26 protein-coding genes are annotated in these 25,565 nt (G+C 68.8%); 15 read left to right on the forward strand and 11 right to left on the reverse strand.

Features of this window, described 5'->3' with window-relative positions; translation table 11 throughout:
* From ASC61_RS19680 to ASC61_RS07370, 3 genes are all read right to left on the reverse strand, one after another.
* Entirely contained in the window at positions 1–453 is a 453-nt protein-coding gene (locus ASC61_RS19680) for a DUF6264 family protein (protein ID WP_235503610.1), read from the reverse strand.
* 194 nt (positions 454–647) lie between these two features.
* Entirely contained in the window at positions 648–2,675 is a 2,028-nt protein-coding gene (locus ASC61_RS07365) for an NADPH-dependent 2,4-dienoyl-CoA reductase (protein WP_056210678.1), read from the reverse strand.
* Positions 2,672–3,070, reverse strand: coding sequence for a nuclear transport factor 2 family protein (locus ASC61_RS07370; RefSeq protein ID WP_056210679.1), 399 nt, complete (start codon positions 3,068–3,070; stop codon positions 2,672–2,674). The genes ASC61_RS07365 and ASC61_RS07370 overlap by 4 nt, the downstream gene beginning before the upstream one ends.
* A gap of 26 nt (positions 3,071–3,096) precedes the next feature.
* On the opposite strand from ASC61_RS07370, the gene ASC61_RS07375 reads away from it, so the two are divergent.
* Positions 3,097–3,339 (forward strand): SCO4848 family membrane protein, encoded by a 243-nt coding sequence (locus ASC61_RS07375; protein WP_056210680.1) that lies wholly within the window; start codon positions 3,097–3,099, stop codon positions 3,337–3,339.
* Here ASC61_RS07375 and ASC61_RS07380 read toward each other — a convergent pair.
* The gene (locus ASC61_RS07380; protein ID WP_056210681.1) at positions 3,312–3,854 is read right to left on the reverse strand and encodes a PadR family transcriptional regulator; all 543 of its coding nucleotides are present in this window, start codon (positions 3,852–3,854) and stop codon (positions 3,312–3,314) included. The genes ASC61_RS07375 and ASC61_RS07380 overlap by 28 nt on opposite strands.
* Positions 3,855–3,901: 47 nt before the next feature.
* Entirely contained in the window at positions 3,902–4,333 is a 432-nt protein-coding gene (locus tag ASC61_RS07385; protein ID WP_056210682.1) for a winged helix-turn-helix transcriptional regulator, read from the reverse strand.
* Positions 4,334–4,393: 60 nt separating this feature from the next.
* On the opposite strand from ASC61_RS07385, the gene ASC61_RS07390 reads away from it, so the two are divergent.
* The 3 genes from ASC61_RS07390 to ASC61_RS07400 all read left to right on the forward strand — a co-directional run bounded on the left by ASC61_RS07390 (position 4,394) and on the right by ASC61_RS07400 (position 6,926).
* On the forward strand, positions 4,394–5,815 hold the full coding sequence (locus ASC61_RS07390; RefSeq protein WP_056210683.1) for an MFS transporter: 1,422 nt from the start codon (positions 4,394–4,396) through the stop codon (positions 5,813–5,815).
* 70 nt (positions 5,816–5,885) lie between these two features.
* Positions 5,886–6,572: a hypothetical protein gene (locus tag ASC61_RS07395; protein WP_056210684.1), complete on the forward strand. Its 687-nt coding sequence runs from the start codon at positions 5,886–5,888 to the stop codon at positions 6,570–6,572.
* Between the two features lie 60 nt (positions 6,573–6,632).
* A complete protein-coding gene (locus tag ASC61_RS07400; protein WP_056210685.1) occupies positions 6,633–6,926 on the forward strand; it encodes a YciI family protein in 294 nt (97 codons plus the stop codon).
* On the opposite strand, the gene ASC61_RS07405 is transcribed toward ASC61_RS07400, so the two are convergent.
* Entirely contained in the window at positions 6,900–7,955 is a 1,056-nt protein-coding gene (locus ASC61_RS07405) for an NAD(P)-binding domain-containing protein (protein ID WP_056210686.1), read from the reverse strand. The two genes, ASC61_RS07400 and ASC61_RS07405, sit on opposite strands and share 27 nt — an antisense overlap.
* 52 nt (positions 7,956–8,007) lie before the next feature.
* On the reverse strand, positions 8,008–8,820 hold the full coding sequence (locus tag ASC61_RS07410) for an alpha/beta fold hydrolase (RefSeq protein WP_056210687.1): 813 nt from the start codon (positions 8,818–8,820) through the stop codon (positions 8,008–8,010).
* Between the two features lie 109 nt (positions 8,821–8,929).
* On the opposite strand from ASC61_RS07410, the gene ASC61_RS07415 reads away from it, so the two are divergent.
* Together ASC61_RS07415 and ASC61_RS07420 are read left to right on the forward strand one after the other, a co-directional pair.
* Positions 8,930–10,078, forward strand: coding sequence for a CaiB/BaiF CoA transferase family protein (locus tag ASC61_RS07415; protein ID WP_056210688.1), 1,149 nt, complete (start codon positions 8,930–8,932; stop codon positions 10,076–10,078).
* Positions 10,079–10,091: 13 nt separating this feature from the next.
* Positions 10,092–11,234, forward strand: a complete 1,143-nt coding sequence (locus ASC61_RS07420; RefSeq protein ID WP_056210689.1) for an acyl-CoA dehydrogenase family protein — start codon at positions 10,092–10,094, stop codon at positions 11,232–11,234.
* Between the two features lie 13 nt (positions 11,235–11,247).
* On the opposite strand, the gene ASC61_RS07425 is transcribed toward ASC61_RS07420, so the two are convergent.
* A complete protein-coding gene (locus ASC61_RS07425; protein ID WP_056210690.1) occupies positions 11,248–11,973 on the reverse strand; it encodes a MerR family transcriptional regulator in 726 nt (241 codons plus the stop codon).
* 140 nt (positions 11,974–12,113) lie between these two features.
* On the opposite strand from ASC61_RS07425, the gene ASC61_RS07430 reads away from it, so the two are divergent.
* From ASC61_RS07430 to ASC61_RS07470, 9 genes are all read left to right on the forward strand, one after another.
* Positions 12,114–13,325 carry an acetyl-CoA C-acetyltransferase gene (locus ASC61_RS07430; RefSeq protein WP_056210691.1) on the forward strand — a complete coding sequence of 404 codons (1,212 nt, stop codon included), beginning with the start codon at positions 12,114–12,116 and terminating at the stop codon, positions 13,323–13,325.
* Positions 13,326–13,344: 19 nt separating this feature from the next.
* A complete protein-coding gene (locus ASC61_RS07435) occupies positions 13,345–15,546 on the forward strand; it encodes a 3-hydroxyacyl-CoA dehydrogenase NAD-binding domain-containing protein (RefSeq protein WP_056210692.1) in 2,202 nt (733 codons plus the stop codon).
* Between the two features lie 131 nt (positions 15,547–15,677).
* On the forward strand, positions 15,678–16,526 hold the full coding sequence (locus ASC61_RS07440) for a S1 family peptidase (protein ID WP_082530522.1): 849 nt from the start codon (positions 15,678–15,680) through the stop codon (positions 16,524–16,526).
* 143 nt (positions 16,527–16,669) lie between these two features.
* On the forward strand, positions 16,670–17,659 hold the full coding sequence (locus ASC61_RS07445; RefSeq protein WP_056210693.1) for an ATP-binding cassette domain-containing protein: 990 nt from the start codon (positions 16,670–16,672) through the stop codon (positions 17,657–17,659).
* Positions 17,656–18,489 carry an ABC transporter permease gene (locus ASC61_RS07450; protein ID WP_056210694.1) on the forward strand — a complete coding sequence of 278 codons (834 nt, stop codon included), beginning with the start codon at positions 17,656–17,658 and terminating at the stop codon, positions 18,487–18,489. Before ASC61_RS07445 ends, ASC61_RS07450 begins: the two co-directional genes overlap by 4 nt.
* A gap of 84 nt (positions 18,490–18,573) precedes the next feature.
* Entirely contained in the window at positions 18,574–19,581 is a 1,008-nt protein-coding gene (locus tag ASC61_RS07455; RefSeq protein ID WP_056210695.1) for an ABC transporter substrate-binding protein, read from the forward strand.
* A complete protein-coding gene (locus ASC61_RS07460) occupies positions 19,578–20,630 on the forward strand; it encodes a FecCD family ABC transporter permease (protein ID WP_056210696.1) in 1,053 nt (350 codons plus the stop codon). The genes ASC61_RS07455 and ASC61_RS07460 overlap by 4 nt, the downstream gene beginning before the upstream one ends.
* A complete protein-coding gene (locus tag ASC61_RS07465) occupies positions 20,627–21,652 on the forward strand; it encodes a FecCD family ABC transporter permease (RefSeq protein WP_056210697.1) in 1,026 nt (341 codons plus the stop codon). The genes ASC61_RS07460 and ASC61_RS07465 overlap by 4 nt, the downstream gene beginning before the upstream one ends.
* Positions 21,649–22,467 (forward strand): ABC transporter ATP-binding protein, encoded by an 819-nt coding sequence (locus ASC61_RS07470; RefSeq protein WP_056210698.1) that lies wholly within the window; start codon positions 21,649–21,651, stop codon positions 22,465–22,467. Before ASC61_RS07465 ends, ASC61_RS07470 begins: the two co-directional genes overlap by 4 nt.
* Here ASC61_RS07470 and ASC61_RS07475 read toward each other — a convergent pair.
* From ASC61_RS07475 to ASC61_RS07485, 3 genes are read right to left on the reverse strand one after another with little or no spacing between them, the layout of a single operon-like run.
* Positions 22,464–23,201, reverse strand: a complete 738-nt coding sequence (locus ASC61_RS07475) for an MBL fold metallo-hydrolase (protein WP_056210699.1) — start codon at positions 23,199–23,201, stop codon at positions 22,464–22,466. The genes ASC61_RS07470 and ASC61_RS07475 overlap by 4 nt on opposite strands.
* Positions 23,198–24,688: an amino acid permease gene (locus ASC61_RS07480; RefSeq protein WP_082530524.1), complete on the reverse strand. Its 1,491-nt coding sequence runs from the start codon at positions 24,686–24,688 to the stop codon at positions 23,198–23,200. Before ASC61_RS07480 ends, ASC61_RS07475 begins: the two co-directional genes overlap by 4 nt.
* A gap of 51 nt (positions 24,689–24,739) precedes the next feature.
* Positions 24,740–25,564, reverse strand: a complete 825-nt coding sequence (locus ASC61_RS07485; RefSeq protein ID WP_056210701.1) for a DUF1206 domain-containing protein — start codon at positions 25,562–25,564, stop codon at positions 24,740–24,742.
* Position 25,565: the final 1 nt, after the last annotated feature.

Raw genomic sequence — 25,565 nt, forward strand, 5'->3', positions numbered from 1 at the left:
TCAGCGCCCCATCAGCACGAAGAACACGATCGTCGCGACCACCGTGAGGACGATCCCGCCGACCGTCCAGGGCCACACGATCGTGGCGCGCGCGGTTGCCACGACCATCGCGACCAGCGTCGCGATGACGAGCACCAGGAGCGCGATCCAGTAGCCGATCAGCACGCTGCCGAAGTAGTCGGAGTCGCACACTGCGGGCACTGTGCTGCTGGCGTTGCTGCCGCAGGAGTCCGTGGCGAAGACCGCGAAGATCGAGACGAGCCCCAGGACGAGCGTGCCGAGCAGCTGCAGCACGAACAGGACCCACGAGAGCGCCCGGTCGACCGTGCGCGCGGAGTGGTCCGGCCGCGGCGGCCCGTACGCCTGAGGGTGCGGCGGTGGCGTGCCGAACCCCTGCGGTGGAGGTTGCGGCGGTGGCGTGCCGAACGGGGGAAGCGGAGGTTCCGGTGGCATGCTCACGCCGGAACGCTAGCGCGTACGAGCAGGTGGTCGTGGGGTTTTGGCGTCAGTCGACGGTGTGGTTTACCAAGAGGTCAGGGCAGAGTGCCACTCCGCACGGCGCGCGCGCCCTGAGGTGTGGCGGTTTGCCTCGAGGCCTGACGGGGGCGTGAAAGTTTGCCGTGACCTCTTGGTAAACCGCCAGTGCGTCACAACCTCGCGGCAAGCTCCGTGGCCTGCTTGATGGCGCGCTTGGCGTCGAGCTCGGCGGCGACGTCGGCGCCGCCGATCACGTGCACCGGCTTGCCGAGCGCCTCGAGCGGCTCGATGAGATCGCGTACGGACTCCTGCCCCGTGCACAGGACGATCGTGTCGACGTCGAGGACCCGTGACTCCGAGGTGTCCTTGCCGGTCGCCACGGTGATGTGCAGGCCGTCGTCGTCGACCCGGTCGTACGTGACGCCCTTGACCATCTCGACGGCGGAGTCCTTGAGCGTCTGCCGGTGCACCCAGCCCGTCGTCTTGCCGAGCCCCTTGCCGAGCTCGCTGGTCTTGCGCTGCAGCAGCACGACCTCGCGCCGCGGCGGCGCCTTGAGCTTGGTGGCCAGCCCGCCGCGCTCGACCTCGGGATCCGTGACGCCCCAGCGCGCCATCCAGTGCTCGAGCGACTCGTCGGGATCGTGCAGCAGGAACTCTGACACGTCGAACCCGATGCCGCCGGCGCCCATCACGGCGACCCGACGGCCGACGGGAGCCTTGTTGCGGATCACGTCCTGGTAGTTGACGACCTTGGGATGGTCGACCCCCGGGATCGACGGGATGCGCGGCTCGACGCCGGTGGCCACGACGACCTCGTCGAAGCTCGCCAGCTCGTCGACCGTGGCCCGGGTGCCGAGGTGGACCTTGACCCCACCGAGCTCGAGACGCCGCGAGTAGTAGCGGATCGTCTCCTTGAACTCCTCCTTGCCGGGGATCTGCATCGCGAGCCGGAACTGGCCGCCGACCTCGGGCAGGGCCTCGAACAGCTCGACCGTGTGACCACGGCCCGACAGCTCGGTCGCCGCAGCCAGGCCGGCCGGGCCCGCACCGACGACGGCGATGCGCTTGGACGTACGTGTGGGGGACAGCACGAGCGAGGTCTCGTGACCGGCGCGCGGGTTGATCATGCAGCTCGCGCGCTTGTTCTTGAACGTGTGGTCGAGGCACGCCTGGTTGCACGCGATGCACGTGTTGATCTCGTCAGCGCGGTTCTCCGCAGCCTTGGCGACGAAGTACGGGTCGGACAGCAGCGGCCGCGCCATCGACACGAGGTCGGCCTGCCCGGAGGCGATGATCTCCTCGGCGATCTCGGGGGTGTTGATCCGGTTGGAGGCCACGACCGGCACCGAGACCTCGGGCCGCAGCTTGCCGGTGACCCACGAGAAGGCGCCTCGCGGCACCGACGTGACGATCGTGGGGATGCGGGCCTCGTGCCAGCCGATGCCGGTGTTGATGATCGAGACGCCGGCCGCCTCGACCTTCTTGGCCAGCGCGACGGTCTCCTCCCAGCTCTGGGCGTCGTCGACGAGGTCGAGCAGCGACATGCGGTACATGACGATGAAGTCCTCGCCGACCGCCTCACGTACGCGCTCGACGATCTCGACGGGGAAACGCATGCGGTGCTCGGCGCTGCCGCCCCACCGGTCCGTACGGTCGTTGGTCCGCGCCGTCAGGAACTGGTTGATCAGGTAGCCCTCGGACCCCATGATCTCGACACCGTCGTACCCGGCTCGTCGGGCGAGCCTGGCCGAGTTGGCGAAGTCCGTGATCGTCTGGTCGACCTCCTTGGTCGACATGGCCCTGGGCTTGCCGAAAGGCGTGATCGGCGACGGCTTGCTCGACGCAGCGCGCTTGAACGGGTGATAGCCGTAGCGGCCCGCGTGCAGCAGCTGCATCACGATCTTGCCGTCGTGCTCGTGCACCGCGTCGGTGACGATCCGGTGCTTGTCGGCCAGCTTCTTCGACGTCATCAGGGAGCCGACCGGCGACAGCCAGCCGTGCCAGTTGGGTGCGTAGCCGCCGGTGACCGACAGCGCGACGCCGCCCTTGGCGCGTTCGGCGAAGTAGGCCGCGAGCTCCGGGAGGTGCTTGGCGCGGTCCTCCATGCCGGTGTGCATCGAGCCCATGATCACGCGGTTGCGCAGGGTCGTGTGGCCGAGGTCGAGCGGCTCGAGCAGGTGCGGATAGGGACTGGTCATGAGCTGGCTCCTGAGGCCTCGGCGACGATCTGGTCGAACTGTGCGCCCATCGCGGTGGCGAGGGCGTTGGCGGCTGAGAGTGGGCGCACCATCACGGTGAGCTCACTGATCAAGCCGCTGTCGTTGGTACGGATGAGGTCGATCCCGTTGACGCTGACGCCGTCGACGACGGTCTCGAAGACCAGCGCGGAACCGCGGCCATCGTCATCGGCGAGCTCCCGGACGTACCGGAACTCGGTGAACACCCGGCCGACCCCGCGCAGGATCGCCGCGACGATCGGCCGGCCCTCGTACGGCTTGAAGGCGACGGGGCTGCGGAACACGACGTCGTCGGCAAGCAGGTCGCCGAGCGCGGCGAAGTCACCCGCCTCGACGGCAGCGCGGAACTGGTGCATCAGGACTCCTGTGATGGGATGGCGAGGTGATCTCCAAGCTGGCAGCCCGGTTCCTCATCGCCGCGGGCGTGTTCAACGTCGTGATCTGGCCGCGGTTCGCCAAGGCGATCGTCGACGACGACCGGGCGTGGGACGGCGAGCACTGGCACAGCGCCCCGACCGCGTTCTTCTGGGTGCATGCCGTGCTGATCACGACGGCGATCGTGATCGGGCTCGGCGTGCTGCTGGTCGGCGTACGCGCTCATCGCTCGGCCGCCCCGAAGGCCTGAAGGATCTCGTCGCACCAGGCGATGCCGCTCTGCTCCTGGATGAAGCCGCCGCGCAGCACGAGATAGGCGCCGAGCTCGTCGTCGGCGACCGTCGACGGATCGGGATAGTGCTTGGCGGCGCTGGCCTCGTAGTACGCCAGCTGTGTCACGTGTGCCGCGCGCCGGGTGCGTACGTCTGACAGGACCGCGTCGCGATCGCCGAAGTTCAGTCCGCGCAGCTTGACCGCGAATTCGCTGCGGTAGGCCTCGATCGGGGTCGGCGTCGACGACCAGCGCATGAGCTCGTCGCGGCCCTCACCGGTGATGGCATAGACCTTCTTGTCCGGCCGCCCCGACTGCTCGACGAGGTGGGCCTCGACCCACTTGTCGGACTCCATGCGGCCGAGCACCTTGTAGATCTGCTGGTGGCTCGCCTTCCAGAAGTGCCCGATCGACGCGTCGAACCGCCGGGCGAGGTCATAGCCCGACGCGGACTTCTCCGCGAGGGACACCAGGATCGCGTGCTCGAGCGCCATGCCGGAGACCGTACTATGCAACGAGTTGCAATGCAACAGGATGCGTATCAGGCCGGGAGGGACTCGTCCTGCCGCTGGTCGAATGCCATGCGGGCCCGGATGATCGCCTCCTGGTTGCCCTCGGTCCACCGCACGAGCGACTGGATCGTCTCGATCAGCCCGCAGCCGAGATCGGTCAACGCGTAGTCGACCCGCGGCGGGACGACGGGGTGGACGGTTCGCTCGATCAGCCCGTCGCGCTCGAGGTGGCGCAAGGTGACGGTCAGCATGCGTTGGCTGACCCCGTCGATCTCCCGCTTGAGCTCGGTGAACCGCAGCGTCCGATGACCGAGCAGTGAGATCACCATCAGCGACCACTTGTCGGCGATACGGTCGAGGATCTGCCTGACCTCGCAGCCCTCGCGGGTGTCCCACTGGAATGCATCGGTCTCCCCGGTTACGTCGCAGGAACCGGGTGACGTTGAAGTGCCTTCTTCCATAGTTCCCCATGGTCACGCAAGATGGGGTCAGTTACAAGAGGTAACCACGAAGGGGATGTCATGACCACGTCAACCCAGCCGCCGGCACCGGAGGTCAAGCGCCTCGATGCGCGAGGCATCGGCCTGTTGCTCGTCCTGAGCGGCGCGCTGTTCCTCGAGGGCGCCGACATCGCGATGCTCGCCGTGGCCCTGCCCTCGATCGGCGCCGAGTTCGACCTCTCCGCAGGCGGGCTGCAGTGGGTCATGAGTGCGTACGTGCTGGGCTACGGCGGCTTCCTCCTCCTCGGTGGTCGCGCCGCCGACCTGCTCGGCCGCCGCCGGATGTTCCTGCTCTCGCTCGCGGTGTTCGTGGTCTTCTCCGGCATCGGCGGTCTGGCCACCGAGTCCTGGATGCTCGTCGTCGCGCGCTTCGTCACCGGCGTGGCCGCTGCGTTCATGACGCCCGCAGGACTGTCGATCATCACGACCACGTACGCCGAGGGCGCCGCCCGCCAGAAGGCGCTGCTGGTCTACGGCGCGGCGGGCGCGGCCGGGTTCAGCCTCGGACTCGTGATGGGTGGGTTCCTGACCTTGGCCGACTGGCGCTGGGTCTTCTTCGCGCCGGTCATCATGTCGTCGGCGATCCTGGCAGCCGCCGTCCGCTTGATCCCGGTGGACCCCGTCGCGGCACGTCGTCGGGTCCGTGAGCTCGACCTGGCTGGTGCAGCCGCGCTGGCCACCGGTCTGCTCCTGTTCGTCCACACCCTCGAGCGGGCGTCGCACAGCCCCCTGCTCACGACGGTGGCCACGGGTCTCGCAGCAGCGGCCGCGCTCGCCGGGTTCGTGGCGATCGAGCGCCGGACGGCGGAGCCACTCGTACGACTCGGCATCCTGCGAACCGGGACGGTCGTGCGGATCAACGCCGTGGGCCTGCTGTTCATGGGCGCGTTCTTCAGCTTCCAGTTCGTCGTGGTGCTCTATCTGCAGGAGCTGCGCGGGTGGTCGACGCTCGAGACGAGCCTGACGCTCGTCATCATGGCGATCGACGGCATCCTGGCGCCGACGATCACCCCCTGGTTGGTGACCCGGTTCGGGCATGCCGCGGTCCTCGCGGCTGGTGTGGGCGCACAGCTCCTGGCCTTCGCGCTGTTCCTGCCGATGACCGCCGACTGGTCCTACGTCGCGATGCTCCCGAGCCTCGTCGCGATGGGCATCGCCTTCACGCTCGCCTACGGCACGCTCGCGATCGGAGCGACGGACGGCGTCGAGGAGTCAGAGCACGGCCTCGCCGGTGGTCTGCTCTACACGTCCTTCCAGATCGGCGGCGCGCTCGGGCTCGCCCTGGTCTCGGCCGTCCTCGTCGCAGTCTCGGACGGCGGGACGTACACGTTGGAGGACTACCGGGCCGCGCTCCTGGTGCCGCTCGGCGCAGCGGTGGTCGCGGTCGGCATCAGCCTCGTCCACGCCCTGGTGAGACCAGGATCAAGTGGCGTGGCCGGGTGATTCACGAGAGGCTGTGACCATTCGAGAGCCGGTGACCAGCAGGGGGCGCCGGTGTCCCAGGAGATGACCCATGAACCACCGCGTACGCACTCTTGCTCTCCTGGTCGCATCCGCCTTCGTCCTGGTCGGCTGCGGCTCGGGCAGTGACGACGGGGTCGCCGACCAGTCCGCGAGCAAGCTCCTGACGACCGCCAAGAAGCAGCTCGCCGACCAGGACTTCGTCACCGTCAAGGGCAAGGGCAGCGACAAGGAGGCCGGCCAGGAGATCGAGGTCGACCTCGCGTTCGCCAACAAGACCGCAGACGGCTCGGTCAAGGTCAGCGGCATGGAGCTCCAGCTGCTCAAGGCCGACGCCAAGACGTACTTCAAGGCCGACAAGGCGTTCTTCGAGTCCAGCGGCGCACCGGCCGAGGTCATGAACCTGATCGGCGACAAGTGGGTCCTGATCGATCCGGCCAACCAGAGCTTCGCCGAGCTCGGCGACTTCGTGTCGAAGGACAAGTTCTTCGACGGGCTGCTCGAGGCCGACAGCAAGGTCACGAAGGGCAAGGAGAAGAAGGTCAACGGCGTCGACTGCATCGCGCTCAAGGACAAGGAAGGCACGCTCTACCTCGACAAGTCGGACGGCAAGCCGATCAGCCTCGTCACGACCGACGACGGCAAGGGCACGCTCGACTTCACGTACGACAAGGTCGACGAGGCCAAGGCGCCCTCCTCGGACGAGGTCGTCGACCTGGCCAAGCTCGGCGCTTCCTGACGCGGCCGTACGCCGTCGACTCGCGGGTGCCGCCGCGATCGGCGTGCGTACGCTTGGCTCATGGCCTACTTCGCGACGATCTACCGCTACACCGACGACGACGCCCGCCGCGACGAGGTACGGCCGACGCATCGCGACTACCTGCAGCAGCTGACCCAGCAGGGACGCCTCGCGGTCTCCGGCCCGTACGTCGGCGGTGAGCGCGGCGGTGCGCTGCTGATCTTCGTCGCGGATGACGAGGCCGGAGCGCTCGAGCTCTCCGCCAACGACCCGTTCATGCTCGAAGGACTGGTCGAGGAGCGCACCGTGCGTGAGTGGCAGCCCGTGTCAGGCCAGCTCGCCGACCGCTTCTGACGCGAGCCAGGTCGCGACGCCGCGCGCCGCGGTCCGGCCCGCACGGTTGGCACCGATCGTGCTCGCCGACGGGCCGTAGCCGACCATCTGCACGCGGGGATCGGCGACCGCTGTCGTGCCGTCGAGCTGGATGCCGCCGCGGGGGCTGCGCAGGTGCAGCGGCCCGAGGTGCTCGATCGCCGGGCGGAAGCCGGTCGCCCAGAGGATGACGTCCGCGGGTTCGAACGTGCCGTCGGCCCAGCGCACGCCGTCGGGCTCGATCCGGCTGAACATCGGCCGCCGCTCGTACGCTCCGAGCCGCTCGGCCTCGCGCTCCTGGGGACGCAGCATCAACCCGGTCACGCTGACGACGCTGCGCGGGGGCAGTCCTTGGCGTACGCGCTCCTCCACCCGCGCCACGACCTCGCGACCGATCTCGGGAGTGAACTCGTCGTTGCGCCACACGGGTTCGCGCCGGGTCACCCACAGGGTCTCCGTGAGCGGTCGAAGCGCGCCGAGGAACTGGACCGCCGAGGCGCCGCCGCCGACGACCACGACGCGCCTGCCGCGGAAGTGCTCGGGCCCTGGGTAGTCGACCGTGTGCAGCTGCTCGCCGGCGAACGTCTCGGCGCCGGGGTAGTACGGGATGAAGGGGCGCGTCCAGGTGCCGGTGGCGTTGACGAGCGTACGGCTGAGCCATGTGCCCCGCTCAGCCTCGATCCGCAGCAGCCCGTCGACGTCGCTCACGGAGCGCACCTGGACCGGGCGGATCACCGGCAGCTGATGCGTACGCTCATAGTCCGCGAAGTAGGCCGGCACGAACGTGTTGGCCCGTTCGGTGTCGGCGGCATCGGGGATCGGGTCGTCCGGCAGGTCGGACACGCGGTGCACGTCGCTCATCGTGAGTGCGTCCCACCGGTGCTGCCACGCGCCACCGGGGCTCGCGTTGGAGTCCAGCAGCACGTGCGAGATCCCGCGCTTCGTGAGGTGGTACGACGACGACAGGCCGGCCTGCCCGCCGCCGATCACCACCGAGTCAAAGATCTCCACACCGTGAAGAACGCCCAGCGCCCTGCTCGTATGCCCGACCAGTGAGTGGGAGCTAGGCGGCCTGCTCCTCCGCCTCGGAGGCCTCGGCGATCGTGGTGTCGATGACGCGCACGACCAGCTCCGGATCGTCGATCATCGGGACGTGACCGCAGTGCGGCAGTGCGACGTGGCGGGCGTCCGGCAGCACCTCCTGGGCGAGACCCGACTGGCCGTAGACCAGCACCTGGTCACGAGTGGCCCAGGCGATCGTCGTCGGCACGTCCACGTGGCTCGTGAACCGGTAGGTGAAACCGGCCCTGAACGTCGGGAAGAACGCCGACCCGTTGCGCAGCGCGAGAGCGTCGCCGACGAAGTCTGCGGGTGGGATCCGGTCGCCGTTGACGTAGAGCGTACGACCGATCAGGCGACGAGCCGCCGCATTGCGCAGCACGGGTCGGACGACCGCGAGCGGCAGGTAGGACGAGAGCTTGAGCAGGATCAGGGCGAACAGGGCGACCAGGCGATCGCCGACGTTCCGGAAGAACCCAGCAGGGCTCAGCGCGGTGACCGAGCGGGCCATGCCGCGCGCGCCCATCTCGAGCGCGATCGCGCCGCCGAGCGAGTTGCCGACGACGTGCGGCTCGGAGACGCCCCACTCGTCGAGGTTCTCACCGATGATGCGGCAGGCGTTGTCCATGGTGTACGCGGTGCCGGCCGGATAGGGCTCGGACTCACCGAACCCGGCGAGGTCGATCGCGATGACGTCGTACGACTCAGCGAGCCGGTCGAGCACCGGGTCCCAGGCCTGTCGCCGGTGCCCGATGCCGTGGATCAGCAGGAGGGGTTCACCGGTGCCCTTGCGGGTGTACGCGAGACGAGTCGTCATGCAGCAGTCCTTTCACGAACGTGACATCGATGATGACACATACCCATACCTCCGGTATGTAACGGGGGTCACTTGCAACCGTGACAGTGTCACTGTCACAATCGGCGGCGTGACCACCACTCGTTCCGGACCGCTTCAGGGCGTACGCGTCGTCGAGCTCGTCGGCATCGGTCCCGGACCGTTCGCCGGCATGCTGCTCGCCGACCTCGGCGCCGACGTCATCCGCATCGACCGGCCCGGTGGCGCCGGTCTCGTGGTGCCGACCGCGCAGGACGTGCTCAGCCGCGGCCGGCCCTCGGTCGCGCTCAACCTCAAGGACCCGCGGGCCATCGAGGTCGTGCTGGACCTCGTCGAGCAGGCCGACATCCTGATCGAAGGATTCCGGCCCGGCGTGACCGAGCGCCTCGGGATCGGCCCGGAGGCGTGCCACGCCCGCAATCCCCGGCTGGTCTACGGGCGCATCACCGGCTGGGGCCAGGACGGGCCGCTGTCGCAGACGGCCGGCCACGACGTCAACTACATCTCCGTCGCCGGCGCGCTCGACCCGATCGGCCGCGCCGGCGGACCTCCGCAGATCCCGCTCAACCTGCTCGGCGACTTCGCCGGGGGGTCGATGTACCTCGTCACCGGCGTGCTCGCCGCGCTGACCCACGCGCGTACGACTGGTGAGGGGCAGGTCGTCGACGCTGCGATCACCGATGGCGCCGCCCACCTGCTGGCGATGCAGCTGTCGATGCAGGCGGCGGGCCTCTGGACGACCGAGCGCGGCACCAACCTGCTCGACACCGGCGCGCCCTACTACGACGTCTACGAGACCGCAGACGGACGATGGATGTCGGTGGGTGCCCTGGAGCCGCGGTTCTACGAGGTGCTCATCGAGATCCTCGGGCTCGACGACCCGCCCGACCGCAACGACCTGGGCCAGTGGCCCGAGCTGCGCAAGGTCCTCGCCGAGACGTTCGCGGCCAAGACGCAGGCGGAGTGGACCGGGCTCTTCGACGGCACCGACGCATGCGTCGCCCCGGTCATCCCGATGCACGAGGCGGCGCAGCACCCGCACAACGCCGCCCGCAGGACGTACGTCGACGAGGGCGGCGTGACACAGCCCGCTCCGGCGCCGCGGTTCTCCGGGACGCCCACGACCCTGACCACTCCGCCGGCCAAGCCGGGGGCCAACACCGCCGAGGCGCTCGCCGCCTGGGGCATCACCGACGTCGACCGGCTGATCGCCGACGGCGTCGCCGTACAAGCCGACTGAGACAGAGGAAGACATGAAGCGAGAGATCTTCGAGGCCGACCACGACGCGTTCCGCGACACGGTCCGCACGTTCTGCGAGAAGGAGATCGCGCCGCACCACGACCAGTGGGAGAAGGACGGCATCGTCCCGCGCGAGCTCTGGACCAAGGCCGGCGAGCTGGGCCTGCTGGGCTTCATGATGCCCGAGGAGTACGGCGGTGGCGGCATGAACGACTTCCGCTTCAACACCGTGCTCGACGAGGAGATGATCCGCATCGGCGCGAGCGGTGTCGGCTTCGTGCTGCACACCGACCTGGTGTCGGGCTACCTGCTGTCGTACGCGACCGAGGAGCAGAAGCAGCGCTGGCTGCCGAGATTCTGCACCGGCGAGACGATCACCGCGATCGCGATGACCGAGCCGGGCACCGGCTCGGACCTGCAGAACATCCAGACCACCGCGGTCCGCGACGGCGACCACTACGTCGTCAACGGCGCCAAGACCTTCATCTCCAACGGCATCCTGTCTGACCTCGTGATCGTCGCGGTCAAGACCGATCCCGAGGCCGGGGCGATGGGCGTCTCGCTGATCGTCCTCGAGCGCGGCATGCAGGGCTTCGAACGTGGTCGCAACCTCGACAAGATGGGGCTCAAGGCACAGGACACCGCCGAGCTGTTCTTCGACAACGTGCGGGTGCCCGTCACCAACCTGTTGGGCGAGGAGGGCAAGGGCTTCATCTACCTGATGGAGAAGCTGCCGCAGGAGCGCCTCGCGATCTCGGTCGGCGCGATGGCCGCGACACGCGCGATCCTCGACATGACGCTGGACTACGTCAAGGAGCGCAAGGCGTTCGGCAAGCCGATCGGCTCGTTCCAGAACTCGCGCTTCGTGCTCGCCGAGCTCGAGACCGAGATGCAGATCGGCCAGGCGTTCGTCGACAAGAGCATCGTCGCGCTCGGCAAGGGTGAGCTGACGATCGAGGAAGCCGCGATGGGCAAGTGGTGGACGACCGAGCTGCAGAACAGGGCCGCGGCCAAGTGCCTGCAGCTGCACGGCGGCTACGGCTACATGACCGAGTACCCGATCTCCAAGGCGTACACGGACAGCCGGATCCAGACGATCTACGGCGGCACGACCGAGATCATGAAGGAGATCATCGGCCGCACGATGGGGCTCTAGCGAGCGGGAAGGCTCAGCTGCCTTCGGTGCGCCTGCGGATCGTCTCGCGCTTGGCCTCGTCGACCGCCGTCTCGTACGCCGTGACGAGCGCCTGGATCGTCAGCGGCTTGAAGCGTTCGACGAGCGCCGTGATGTCCTCGGCCGTACGTCCTGAGGACCGCAGCTGCGGCCACCAGAGCGTGCGGAACACCTCGGTGATCTCCTCGGCCACGGCCTTGCCGGCGGCGTCGAAGATGCGGCGCGAGGCGTGGGCGACCTCGATCGGCATGTCGGTCTCGATGAACTGGATGCCGACCGCGAGGTGAGCCGGGGCGACCCGGAAGACGTCCTCGGTCGGGGTCGGCTCGAGCACGCCGAGGGCGATCAGCATCTCGAGGGCGTGGTCGTCGAGCTCGCGGCCGGCCCGCAGCTCGAGCGCCTCGCGGCCGAGCTCCTCGGGACGGTCGGCCATCCACGGAGCGAGCAGTGTGCGGTGCAGCGCGACCTGCTCGGGTGTCGCGCCGGCCGGGATGTTCTCGAGGTAGCCCTCGATCGCCGAGAGGGTGAAGCCATGGGCCTGCAGCTCGCGGACGAGCTCGAGCCGGGCGAGGTGGTCGGGGCCGTAGTAGCCGTTGCGCCCCTCACGCCGCGGCGGCGGGATCAGGCCGCGGCCGGCGTAGAAACGTACGGTGCGCACCGACATGCCGACGCGCGACGCGAGCTGCTCGACACTCATCGTCTCGGCGGGTGCAGCGGTCATGGTGCAGAGACTATGCCACCTCGGCCGCACGTGACGCGGCCCACAGAAGCGCGTCTGGAACTTTGACAGTGCTGGTGTCACAATCGAGGTTGTCGCTTCTGCCGACACGTCTTTCACCTGAATTCTGCGAGGACCCAGTTATGACCGAGGCCTACGTCTACGACGCCATCCGTACCCCGCGAGGGCGCGGCAAGAAGACCGGATCACTGCACGAGGTCAAGCCGATCTCGCTGATCACGGGTCTGATCGAGGAGATCCAGAAGCGCAACCCGTCCCTTGACCCCAACGGCGTCGACGACGTCGTGCTCGGCGTCGTGTCGCCCGTCGGCGACCAGGGCGGAGACATCGCCAAGACCGCGGCGCTCAACGCCGGACTGCCCGACACCGTCGCGGGCGTGCAGCTCAACCGCTTCTGCGCCTCGGGTCTCGAGGCGGTCAACCAGGCCGCGGGTCGCATCCGCTCCGGCTGGGAGGACCTGATCCTCGCCGGTGGTGTCGAGTCGATGAGCCGCGTGCCCATGGGCTCCGACGGTGGCGCCTGGGCCATGGACCCGCGCACCGCGTTCGACACCGACTTCGTGCCCCAGGGCATCGGCGCCGACCTCATCGCGACGATCGAGGGCTACAGCCGCACGGATGTCGACACCTTCGCCGCCGAGTCGCAGGCGCGCGCCGCCAAGGCGATCGCCAACGGCTACTTCGCCAAGTCCGTCATCCCGGTCAAGGACCCCAACGGCCTGACGATCCTCGACCACGACGAGTTCGTCCGTGAGGGCACGACGGCCGAGAGCCTCGCCGGCCTGCCCGCATCGTTCGCCGGCATCGGCGACATGGGCGGCTTCGACTCCGTCGCGCTGGAGAAGTACCACGGCATCGAGCGCATCAACCACGTCCACCACGCCGGCAACTCGTCGGGCATCGTCGACGGCGCCGCACTCGTCGCGATCGGCAGCGAAGCGGCCGGCCAGCGCCACGGCCTGACGCCGCGGGCCCGCATCGTGTCGGCGGCCGTCTCCGGCGCCGACCCGACGATCATGCTCACCGGCCCCGCCCCGGCGTGCCGCAAGGCGCTCGACAAGGCCGGTCTCACGGTCGACGACATCGACCTGCTCGAGATCAACGAGGCCTTCGCCGCGGTCGCGATGCGCCTGATGAAGGACCTCGACTTCCCGCACGAGCGCACCAACGTCAACGGCGGCTCGATCGCGATGGGCCACCCCCTCGGCGCGACCGGCGCCATGATCCTCGGCACCCTCATCGACGAGCTCGAGCGCCGCGACCTGCGCTACGGCCTCGCCACGCTCTGCGTCGGCGGCGGCATGGGCATCGCCACCATCGTCGAACGCATCTGAAACGGACTAGGACCCACACATGACCAGCACCACTGAAGCAGTCCGCTACGAGCTCGTCGACGGGATCGCGCACCTGATCCTCGACGACCCGAGCCAGAGCGCCAACACGATGAACCAGGCGTACGCCGACTCGATGGCCGCGGCCGTCGACCGGCTCGCCGCCGACATCGCGGCCGATCCCGAGCAGGTCAAGGGCGCGATCGTCTCATCGGCCAAGAAGACCTTCTTCGCCGGCGGCGACCTCAAGCTCATGACGCAGGCCAAGCCGGAGGACGCGCAGCAGCTGTTCGACCACGTCGAGAGCATCAAGGCCACGCTCCGCAAGCTCGAGACGATCGGCAAGCCCGTCGTCGCGGCGATCAACGGCGCCGCCCTCGGTGGCGGCCTCGAGATCACGCTCGCGACGCACCACCGCATCGCGGTCGACGGCCGCTACGAGCTCGGCCTCCCGGAGGTCACGCTCGGCCTGCTGCCCGGCGGCGGCGGTGTCACGCGTACGGTCCGCATGTTCGGCATCCAGGACGCGCTCATGGGCGTCCTGCTCCAGGGCCCGCGCCTGAAGCCGGCGCAGGCCAAGGACAAGGGCCTGATCGACGAGGTCGTCGCGACGCAGGACGAGCTGATCCCGGCCGCCACGGCGTGGATCGAGGCCAACGCCGGCAACGAGGAGGCTGCGACGCAGCCCTGGGACCGCAAGGGCTACCGCATGCCCGGTGGCGTGCCGTCGAGCCCCAAGCTCGCCGCGTTCCTGCCGGCGTTCCCGGCGACCCTGCGCAAGCAGATCAAGGGCGCGGCCTACAAGGCGCCGCGCAACATCATGAGTGCCGCGATCGAGGGTGCGCAGGTCGACTTCGACACCGCGTCGCGCATCGAGTCGCGCTACCTCGTCGAGCTCCTGATCGGCCAGCAGTTCAAGAACATGACGCAGGCGTTCTTCTTCGACCTCAACGCGATCAACGCCGGCGGCTCCCGTCCGGCGGGCGTCGAGCCGCGGAAGTTCACCAAGGTCGCCGTGCTCGGCGCCGGCATGATGGGCGCCGGCATCGCGTACGTCTCGGCCAAGGCCGGCATCGAGGTCGTCCTCAAGGACGTCAGCCTCGAGGCTGCCGAGAAGGGCAAGTCCTACAGCGAGAAGCTCCTCGACAAGCAGCTCGAGAAGGGCCGCATCACGCAGGAGAAGAAGGACGCCTTCCTCGCGCTCATCACGCCCACCGCGGACTACGCCGACCTCAAGGGCTGCGACCTGGTCGTCGAGGCCGTGTTCGAGTCGGTCGAGCTCAAGCACTCGGTGTTCGCCGAGCTCGAGCCGGTCGTCGACGCCGACGCGCTCCTCGGCTCCAACACCTCGACGCTGCCGATCACCGGCCTCGCCGAAGGCGTCACGCGCCCCGAGGACTTCATCGGCATCCACTTCTTCTCGCCGGTCGACAAGATGCCGCTCGTCGAGATCATCGCCGGCGCCAAGACCAACGACAAGACGATCGCGAACGCCCTCGACTACGTCCAGGCGATCAAGAAGACCCCGATCGTCGTCAACGACAGCCGCGGGTTCTTCACGAGCCGCGTCATCGGGCACTACATCAACGAGGGCCTCGGCATGCTCGCCGAAGGCGTCAACCCGGTCTCGATCGACCGCGCCGCCACGCAGTCGGGCTTCCCGACCGGCCCCATACAGATCAGCGACGAGCTCAACCTCGAGCTGATGAAGAAGATCCGCGTCGCGTCGCAGAAGGCGGTCGAGGACGAGGGCGGCACGTGGGTCCGCACGGGCTCCGAGGACGTCATCGACACGATGATCGAGCTCGGCCGCACCAGCAAGCTCGTGGGCAAGGGCTTCTTCGACTACGACGACAACGGCAAGCGCACCGGCCTGTGGCCCGGCCTGGCCGAGCACTTCCCGGTCGCGGCGGAGCAGCCGGACTTCCAGGACCTCAAGGACCGCCTGGTGTTCGTCATGTCGCTCGACACGGTGCGCTGCCTCGAGGAGGGTGTGCTGCGTACGGTCGCCGACGCCAACATCGGCTCGATCTTCGGCATCGGCTTCCCGCCCGTGCTGGGTGGCGCGCTGCAGTACATCAACGGCTACGAGGCGCCCGACGGCCGCATCGGCGTCGAGGCGTTCACCGAGCGTGCGCAGGAGCTCGCCGCGAAGTACGGCGAGCGGTTCGAGCCCCCGGCCCTGTTGCTCGACAAGGCCAAGAACGGCGAGAAGTTCGCCTAGGCCCTGACGTCCACGAAAGCCCCGGTCACCTGGCCGGGGCTTTCGTGCGTCCGAGGTGGTGCGAGACAGTCGGTCTGCGGATAGCCTGACGCCACCGCTCATTGGGTGCGGAATTCGAGGGGAAAGGCAACATGATGTTCCGAATCCGTACTGCCCTGGCGGCGCTCGCCGCCACGGTTCTGGTCGGCGTCACGTCCGCCGGCCCGGCCACCGCGATCACGGGAGGCGAGCCGGACGGCAATGACCACCCCAACGTCGCGCTCATCCTGTTCTACGACGCGACCGGCCGCTTCCGCTGCACCGCGACCCTGATCAGTCCGACGGTGCTCATCACCGCGGCCCACTGCACCGACGGCGACGTCGGCAAGGTCCTGGTCGACTTCGACTCGGTCATCGCGGAGACGCCGCCGAACCCGTACCCGCTGGCGGCCGACCCGGCGATCGGCTACACCGCAGCGGAGATCGCTGCGATGGGCGAGCTCTCCGGCACCGCGTACGCGCACCCGGACTACTCCGACTTCACCGACATGAAGAACTGGAACGACGTCGGCGTCGTCGTGCTCGACCAGCCCGTCGACATCGCGCCGGCGACGCTCGCTCCGCAGGACTACCTCAACCGCTTCGTTCCCAAGGTGCTCAACAAGACCGCGTTCGACGTGGTCGGCTACGGCACCGAGGTGCGCCAGGCCGAGTCGGGTCCGCAGAAGCCCACCCCGATGAGCTACCCGATCATCCGCCGCCAGACGTCGGTCATCGGACAGAAGCTCACGTCGCAGATCCTGCAGGGCAACGGCAACGAGCACGACCCGCGTGCCGGTGGCGGTACGTGCTTCGGTGACTCCGGCGGTCCGGTCTTCCACCACGGCCTGATCGTGGGCGTCACGAGCTATGGCTACACCGACAACTGCCGCTATCTCGACGGTTACCAACGCGTCGACATCCAAGGCGTGCAGAGCTGGGTGAGCTCGTTCACCGGCTGACCCGACCCGATGCGAAAGGCCCGCGGAGTTCATCCGCGGGTCTTTCCGTTTCCCGGTGCAACCGGAGGTGACACGCTGACGTTTCTGTCAGTAGTCTCTGGTATTCCTTTTAGGAAGAGATTCGCTCGAGAAAGAAGATCATCATGAGCCGCCCCCTGGCCGTGGAAGCCATCGACCTCGTCAAGCGCTTCGGCGACAACACCGCCGTCGACGGCGTGAGCTTCGTCGTGCCCGAGGGCACGGTCCTCGGCCTGCTCGGCCCCAACGGCGCCGGCAAGACGACGACGGTCCGCATGCTCACGACACTGAGCGTCCCGACCAGCGGCACCGGACGGGTGGCGGGTCACGACATCCTCAAGGAGCCCGACGCCGTGCGTCGCAGCATGGGTCTCACGGGCCAGGCGGCCACGGTCGACGAGCTGTTGACGGCCCGCGAGAACCTCAAGCTGATCGGCCGGCTCTACGGCCTGCCCAAGAAGTACGTCGCCACGACCTCCGACGAGCTGCTCGAGCGGTTCTCGCTGACCGAGGCGGCCGACCGCACGGCCAAGACCTACTCGGGCGGCATGCGCCGGCGCCTCGACCTGGCGGTCAGCCTGATCGCCGCCCCGCCGGTGCTGTTCCTCGACGAGCCCACGACCGGGCTCGATCCACGCAGCCGCACCGAGCTGTGGGAGGTCCTCCGCGGACTGGTCCGCGACGGCACGACATTGCTGCTCACGACCCAATACCTCGAAGAGGCCGATCACCTGGCTGACGACATCGTCGTGATCGACAAGGGCAAGGTCATCGCCTCGGGCACCCCGACCCAGCTCAAGGACCAGGCAGGCGCCGCGAGCGTCGTGGTCACGGTGACCCACGCCGACGACCTCGAGCGCGCCGCCGCCCTGACCCGCACGGTCTCCGCGGAGGTCCACGTCGACGAGACCTCGCGTCGCATCACCGCCAAGGCGTCGGGGCTCAGCGACATGACCCGCATGGCCCACGTGTTCGAGGAGAGCGAGATCCCGGTCGACGACCTGGGACTCAAGCGCCCCAGTCTCGATGACGTGTTCCTGCACCTCACCGGCCACAAGGCTGAAGAGGTCGACGACCTCGAGGCCCAGTTCGAAGAAGAGGAGGTGCTGTCATGACCACGATGACGTCCAACACCCGCCCGCCCATCAGCCCGCCCTCGATGCTGCGTGCCTCGGCCACGGTCGTGTGGCGCAACCTGATCCACATCAAGCGGATGCCCGAGATGCTGATGGACGTCACGGTCCAGTCCGTCATGTTCGTGCTGCTGTTCGCGTACGTCTTCGGTGGCTCGATCAACCCCCCTGGTCCGATTCCCTACAAGGAGTTCCTGCTCCCCGGCATCATGGTCCAGACCATGGTCTTCTCGTCCGCGGTCGTCGCCATGGGCCTGACCAACGACCTGCAGAAGGGCATCGTCGACCGGCTCAAGTCGCTGCCGATCTCACGCTCGTCGGTTCTCGTGGGCCGCAGCATGTCGAGCCTGATCCACTCCAGCATCGGCATCGCCGTGATGGGCGTGACCGGGCTCCTGATCGGCTGGCGCATCCGCGAGGGGTTCGTCGACGGCATCCTCGCGTTCGTGCTGCTGCTGCTCTTCGGCTTCGCGATGATCTGGCTCGGCATCTGGGTCGGCTCGCTGATGCGCACGGTCGAGGCGGTGCAGGGGTTCATGTTCACCGTGATGTTCCCGTTGACCTTCGTGGCCAACACGTTCGCGCCGACCCAGGACATGCCGTCCTGGCTGCGTTTCGTGGCGGAGTGGAACCCGGTGTCGGGCCTGACGCAGGCGTGCCGTGAGCTCTGGGGCAACGCTCCGGCGGCGCCGTCGGACGCCGCGTGGCCGTTGCAGCACGCGGTGCTCGTCTCGGTGCTGTGGCCGATCGTGCTCACGGCGATCTTCGCTCCGCTGGCGCTGCGGGCGTTCAAGCAGCGGTCCAAGGACTGACGCGGTCGCGTGACAGGGGCCACGTAGAGAGGTAAGCCTCGCCTAAGTTAGGGTGCACTGAGTCCCCTGACGAAAGGCCGGTCCGTGTCCTACGTACGTCGTGCAGCGGGCGGAGCGATTGCCGCTCTGCTCGCCGCCACCGCTCTCGCCGGGTGCGGCACCAGCGCATCCTCCGATGACGGCGCCAAGGGCAGCGGGCCCTGGTCCTTCGTGTCCGGCAACGGCAAGACCGTCAAGCTCGACCAGACGCCCAAGCGGATCATCGCGAGCGGTGCCGAGGCTGCGGCGCTGATCTCGTTCGGCATCAAACCCGTCGGGATCTACGCCAGCACCACGATCAAGGACGACCCCAACCTCAAGGGCCTCGACCTGTCGGGCATCACGATCCTCGGCGAGACCTGGGGCGAGATCGACGTCGAGAAGGCCGCAGCGCTCAAGCCGGATCTCATCGTCGCCGACTGGTGGCCGGCCGAGAAGGCCTACAGCGGGCTCGAGTCGGGAGTCAAGGCGTCGAGCAAGAAGCTCGCCGACCTCGCCCCGATCGTCGGGGTCGCCCAAGGCGACTCGATCGAGGCCCTCGCGCAGGGCTACGAGAAGCTCGCCGCGTCCTTGGGCGCCGACGTCGACGATCCCAAGATCGCCGCGGACAAGAAGGCGTTCGAGACCGCCAAGGCAGCGTTCAAGAAGGCCGTTGCGGCCAAGCCAGGCTTGTCGGTGCTGGCCGTCTCGCCCTCCGACGACGTGCTCTACGTCGCCAACCCGAAGTACGCCCCCGAGCTCCTCGACTTCCAGCGCTGGGGCCTCGACGTCATCAACCCCGACAAGCCGGACAAGGGCTTCCCCTATTGGGAGAACCTGAGCTGGGAGAACGCCGACAAGTACCAGCCCGACCTGCTGCTGATCGACGACCGGGCGTACGCCTCGACGCTGAAGCAGGGCGAGAAGCAGCCGACGTGGAACAACATCAAGGCGGCCAACGCCAAGGCGTACGCACCGTGGCCCGCCTACTGGATGCACACCTACGGCGAGTACGCCGAGCAGCTGACCCAGCTGACGGCGGCGATCACCAAGGCTGACGACACCCGAGCATGACGCTGCTCGAGACGCCGACGCCCAGTCGTGAGGCCGCTCCCCGGCATCGTCCGGGAGCCGGTCTCGCGGCCGGGCTCGTCCTCCTGCTCGGCGTGCTGCTGGTCGTCTGCTTCTTCAGCATCACGCTGGGATCACGAGGTGTGGGCGTGCCGACGATCTGGAAGGCGTTCACCGACTTCGATCCCGGCTCGGCGTCCGAGACCGTGATCCGCGAGATGCGGGTGCCGAGGACACTCATCGGCGTCCTGGCCGGCGCCGCCCTGGGTCTCAGCGGCACGATCCTGCAGGGCGTGACCCGCAACCCGCTGGCCGATCCCGGGATCATGGGCATCAATGCCGGCGCCGCGGCGTTCATCGTCTTCGGCATCATGATCCTCGGCGTGCAGGGCGTCATCGGCTACGTCTGGCTGGCCTTCGCGGGTGCCGGGACGGCGACCGTGGTGGTCTACGGCGTGGCGTCGTTCGGCCGCGAGGGTGCGACGCCGGTCAAGCTCGCCCTGGCGGGAGCCGCCGTCACGGCGGTGCTGTCGTCGCTGACCTCGGCGATCGTCATGACCAACGTCGACGCGCTCAACGAGCTGCGGTTCTGGCAGGTCGGCTCGTTGGCGGGGCGCTACATGCCGGTGCTCTGGCAGACCGCGCCGTTCATCCTGGTGGGGCTCGTGATCGCGATGCTCACGGGTCGCGCGCTCAACGGGCTGGCGCTCGGCGAGGACCTGGCTCTGGCGCTCGGCCAGCGGCTGCGGCTGACCCGCTTCGTCATGTTCGCGACCGTCGCGGTGCTCTGCGGAGCGGCGACGGCGGCCTGCGGTCCGATCGTCTTCGTGGGGCTGGTCGTCCCGCACCTCGCGCGCTTCATCTGCGGTCCCGACTACCGCTGGATCCTTCCGTACGCCCTCGTGCTGACCCCCATCGTGCTGCTCGTCGCCGACATCGTGGGCAGGGTCGCGGTGTCGCCCGGCGAGCTGCAGGTCGGCGTCGTGCTCGGCGTGTTCGGAGCACCTGCGTTCATCGCCCTGGTCCGCTACCGGAACCTGGCCGAGCTGTGATCGACGTCGTCGTCGCGGACCGGCGTACGCGCCGTACGCGCGCGGGCGCCGTCACCGGCGCACTGGCGCTCGTCGCGTTCGCGCTGTTCATCCTGACGATGATGGTCGGCAGCTACTACGTGCCGGCATGGGACGTCATCACCTCGGTGTTCCATCTGCGCAACGATCCGTCGGCCGACTTCATCGTGCGCGACCTGCGGTTGCCGATGGCGACGGCGGGACTCGCGGTCGGCTTCGCTCTGGGCGTCTCGGGCCTGTTGTTCCAGAAGCTGCTCGGCAATCCCTTGGCCTCGCCCGACTTCGTGGGCATCTCGTCCGGCGCCAGCATGTTCGCGGTGTCCGCGATCATCCTGTTCGGCGCCGGCAGCACGATGATCTCGGCCTCGGCCCTCGCCGGCGCGCTGATCAGCGCGATCCTCATCTACCTGCTCGCGTGGCGGGACGGCATCTCGGGCTACCGGTTCATCCTGATCGGCATCGGCCTGTCGGAGTTCATGCTCTCGATCATCGGCTACATCGTGGCGCACGCCGAGCTGTACGAAGCGAGGCAGGCCATGACGTGGCTGGTCGGCACGATCGGCCAGGCCGGGTCGACCGAGCTGCGTACGCTTCTCGTCGCGCTGGTCGTCCTCGTGCCCGCCGCACTCGTGCTGCAGCGACCCTTGCGGGTGCTCGAGCTCGGCGACGACACCGCCACGGCGCTCGGTGCTCGCGTCGAGCTCAGCAGGCTGGCCCTGATCGCGGTCTCGATCGTGCTGATCGGCTTCGCCACCGCGGTCGCCGGCCCCATCATGTTCGTCGCGCTCATCGCCGGACCCATCGCGCATCGCATCGTGGGGCACAGCGGCGGCGGCATCGTCGCGGCTGGTCTCGTCGGCTCCATCATCGTGCTGGGCGCCGACCTCGTCGCGCACCACCTCGTGCCGGTCGCCCTCCCGACCGGTGTCATCACGGGCATCATCGGTGCCCCCTACCTGATCTGGCTGCTCGCCACGGTCAACCGGGAAGGACGCGGCGGATGATCCACGACCTGCGTGCCACGAACCTCACCCTCGGATATGCCGAGACCGACATCGTGCGGGACCTCGACGTCGTGATCCCCGACGGGCGGATCACGGTGATCGTCGGCGCCAACGCGTGCGGCAAGTCGACGCTGCTGCGCGGCCTGGCCCGGCTGCTGAGACCTCGCGGAGGCGACGTGCTGCTCGACGGCACCTCGGTGCAGGACCTCAGGAGCATCGACGTCGCCAAGGTGCTCGGCCTGCTGCCACAGTCGCCCGTCGCGCCCGACGGCATCACGGTCGCCGACCTCGTCGGTCGCGGCCGCTATCCGCACCAGAGCTGGTTCCGTCAGTGGAGCGCGGAGGACGAGCGCGCCGTCGCCGAGGCGCTCGAGGCCACTGGCACAGCCGACCTCGCCCACCGCAGCATCGCGGAGCTGTCGGGCGGTCAGCGCCAGCGGGTCTGGGTCGCCATGGCCCTCGCGCAGGACACCGACCTGCTCCTGCTCGACGAGCCGACGACGTTCCTCGACATCAACCACCAGGTCGAGCTGCTCGACCTGCTCACGGACCTCAACCGCGAGTCGGGCAAGACGATCGTCATCGTGCTGCACGACCTCAACCTGGCCTGCCGCTACGCCGACCACATCATCGCGATGAAGCAGGGGGCGATCCTCGCCGAGGGCTCGCCGGTCGACGTGATCGACGCAGCGGTCGTCACCGAGGTGTTCGGGCTGGAGTGCGAAGTCGTGCCCGACCCGGTCAGCGGCACGCCGATGATCGTGCCCCGCGGCCGCCACCATGCGGCGCGGCGGCGGGTCACCGCGGCCTCCTAGGCGAGAGCTTGGTCGACCGCGTCGGCGTACGAGCCGTGCCACGCGTCGCCGTGCCCGGGCAGCAGGACATCTCCGCTGAGCGACCCGAGCCGTCGAAGGGATCGACGGTTCTCGGCGGGGTCGTGGTGGAACATCCCGGCCAGCACCTGCGGTCCGGTACGTCCGACGGTGGCGTGCCCCGTGACCAGGGCGTCGCCGGTGAGCAACACGCCGGCGGCAGGCACGTGGTAGCAGGTGTGGCCGCTGGTGTGCCCCGGCGTCACGATCGGCACCGGCCGGCCCGGCACGTCGAGCGGACCGCCGGCGTACGCCGTGGCCTGCGGGACCCCGGCCTTGGTCATGCCGCCGGCCGCCACGACGTGCAGCGACCAGGCCAGCACGCGCGGGCGCCACGAGGCGGCGGCGACCTGCAGGGGCGTCGCCTGCTCGAGGAACTCCCGCCGGGCATGCCGCGCCTCGGTCGCAGAGGTCAGCACCGGTACGTTGCGACCGTCGAGCAGCTTGGGCAGCGAGCCGATGTGGTCGACGTGCGCATGCGTGACGAGAACGGCGGCGAGCTGGTCGAGCGTACGGCCGATCTGCTCGATCGACGACAGCACCGCGTCGAGGTCGCCCGGATAGCCGCCGTCGACGAGCGTGAACGCGTCGCCGTCGGTGATCAGCGTCCAGTTGACGGCCTTGCCCTGCACGAAGTGGACGCCGTCGGCGACCTCGGTGACGGTGGGGTTGCTCACTCGACGGAGGGTACTGCGTTCCCCTCGGCCGGCGCTTGCTTGAGGCCGCGACCCAGGCGCGAGCTCCGGTAGCCGTACGCGAAGTAGAGGACGAACCCGATCGCGAGCCACACCAGGAACCGGACCCACGTCTCGATCGACAGGTTCACCATCAGCCAGACACAGGCGAGGATCGACAGCGCCGGGATCCACGGGACCGCCGGCACGCGGAAGGGGCGATGCAGGTCGCCACGGGTCCGGCGCAGGATGACGACACCGGCCGACACGAGCACGAACGCGAACAGCGTCCCGATGCTCACGAGCTTGGACAGCTCCGACAGCGGCACGACGCCGGCGAGGACGGCGACGAACACCCCGGTCAGGATCGTGATGCGGTACGGCGTGCCGAACCGCGGGTGGACCTTCGCCAGCCCGATCGGCAGCAGGCCGTCGCGCGACATCGCGAACAGCACCCGCGCCTGCCCGAGCATCAGGACCAGGACGACGGTCGTGAGCCCGGCCACCGCGCCGGTCGAGATGATCTTGGACGCCCACCCCGCACCGTTGGCGTCGAACGCCTCGGCCAGCGGCGCCGCGGTGTTCATCCGGTCGTCGCTGTACTTCAGCATCCCGGTGACCACGAACGACACCGCGACGTACAGCGCGGTGCAGATCGCGAGCGAGCCGAGGATGCCACGGGGGACGTCGCGCTGCGGGTTCTTGGTCTCCTCCGCCGACGTCGCCACGATGTCGAAGCCGATGTAGGCGAAGAACACGACCGAGGCCGCGGCGACGATGCCGTACGCGCCGAACGCCGTCGGGTCGACACCGAAGATGCCCTGCAGCAGTGTCTGGTCGGCGCCCTTGCCGCCGGGAGCGGGCTCGGAGTCCGGGACGAACGGCTTGTAGTTGGACCATTTGATGAAGAACAGCCCGGCGATCACGACGAAGGACACGACGGCGACCTTGATGATCACCAGCACGCCGGTGAACCGGCCGGAGAGCTTGGTGCCGAGCACACCGATCACGGTCAGCCCCAGCACGATCGCGATGGCGCCGAGGTCCGGCTTCGCCGAGTCGCCGGCGAGCCAGGTCGGCAGGTCGAACAGGTCCTGGAGGTATGCCGACCAGCCCCGGGCCACCACCGCCGCACCCAGGGCGAGCTCGAGCACGAGGTCCCAGCCGATGATCCAGGCGATGAGCTCACCCAGCGTCGCGTACGAGAAGGTGTACGCACTGCCGGCCACCGGCACGGTCGAGGCGAACTCGGCGTAGCAGAGCCCGGCGAGCCCGCAGGCGATCCCGGCGACGATGAACGAGATGACGATCGCCGGCCCGGCGTTGAGGTGTGCCTGCTGGCCGGTGAGCACGAAGATGCCCGTGCCGATCACCACGCCGACGCCGAAGAACGTCAGGTCCCACGCCGAGAGCTCCTTGCGGAGGGTGTGCTCGGGCTCGTCGGTCTCCTCGATCGAGCGTTCCACGGACTTCGTACGGAAGAGATCCATGGCCACCATCCTCTGATCGGGGCTGGGAGCCCGCAACCGCTGGCGGCGGCCTCAGCGCGTACGGACGTAGCGCGCCCACGCGAAGCAGAACAGCCCGAATGCCGCCAGGCCGAGCGCGACGAGACTCAGCAGATAGGGTCCGAACGGCTGGTCGCGCACGGTCTTGAGGGCGTCGTCGAGCCCGCCCGCCTTGTCGGCGTCGTAGGAGAGCGCGGCCCAGGCGAACAACACCCCGACGATGCCGATCGCCGCGCCCTTGCCGACGTACCCGCTGCGGCCCAACAGCCGGATCGTCGAGCCCGAGGCTCCGCTGGTGGCGCCGGCCTCCAGGTCGTGGGTGAAGTTGTCGGTGACCCCGCGGTGCACGTGCCGAGCCGCGACCACCAGGATCCCGATCCCGATCGCGGCGACGAGGACCCGGCCCGCAGGGGCCGAGAGCAGGTCCGCCGTGAGCCCCTCCCCTTTCTGGTCCTGGCTCTTGCCCCCGGAACCGGAGCCCGATGCGGTGCGGGCGGCCGAGAACCCGATCGCGGCGTAGACGACTGCCCGGCCGACTGCGGCGAGGCGCTTCATGGTGCGGCTCTTGTCGTCGGACTCCGAGCGATGCCCCCAGAGCGCGGTCATGACCTGCCAGATGGTCAGTGCCAGCAGTCCGGCGGCGACGATCCAGAGCAGGACCTCGCCGAAAGGCTCCTTGGCGACAGCTTGCAGGGCGCCCTGGCTGTCAGCCTTGCCGCCGTGGCCCCAGGCGATCTGCAGTGCGAGCCACGCGATCAGCAGGTGCACCAGGCCGAACGCTGCGAGCCCGACCCGTGCGGCCGTGCGCATCGTGTCGCTGTGTCGTGCCTGCTCACCCTTGGCCTGGACGTCTCCCATG

Origin of the sequence: Aeromicrobium sp. Root344 (genome assembly GCF_001425755.1) — a bacterium.
Taxonomy (GTDB): Bacteria; Actinomycetota; Actinomycetes; order Propionibacteriales; family Nocardioidaceae; genus Aeromicrobium.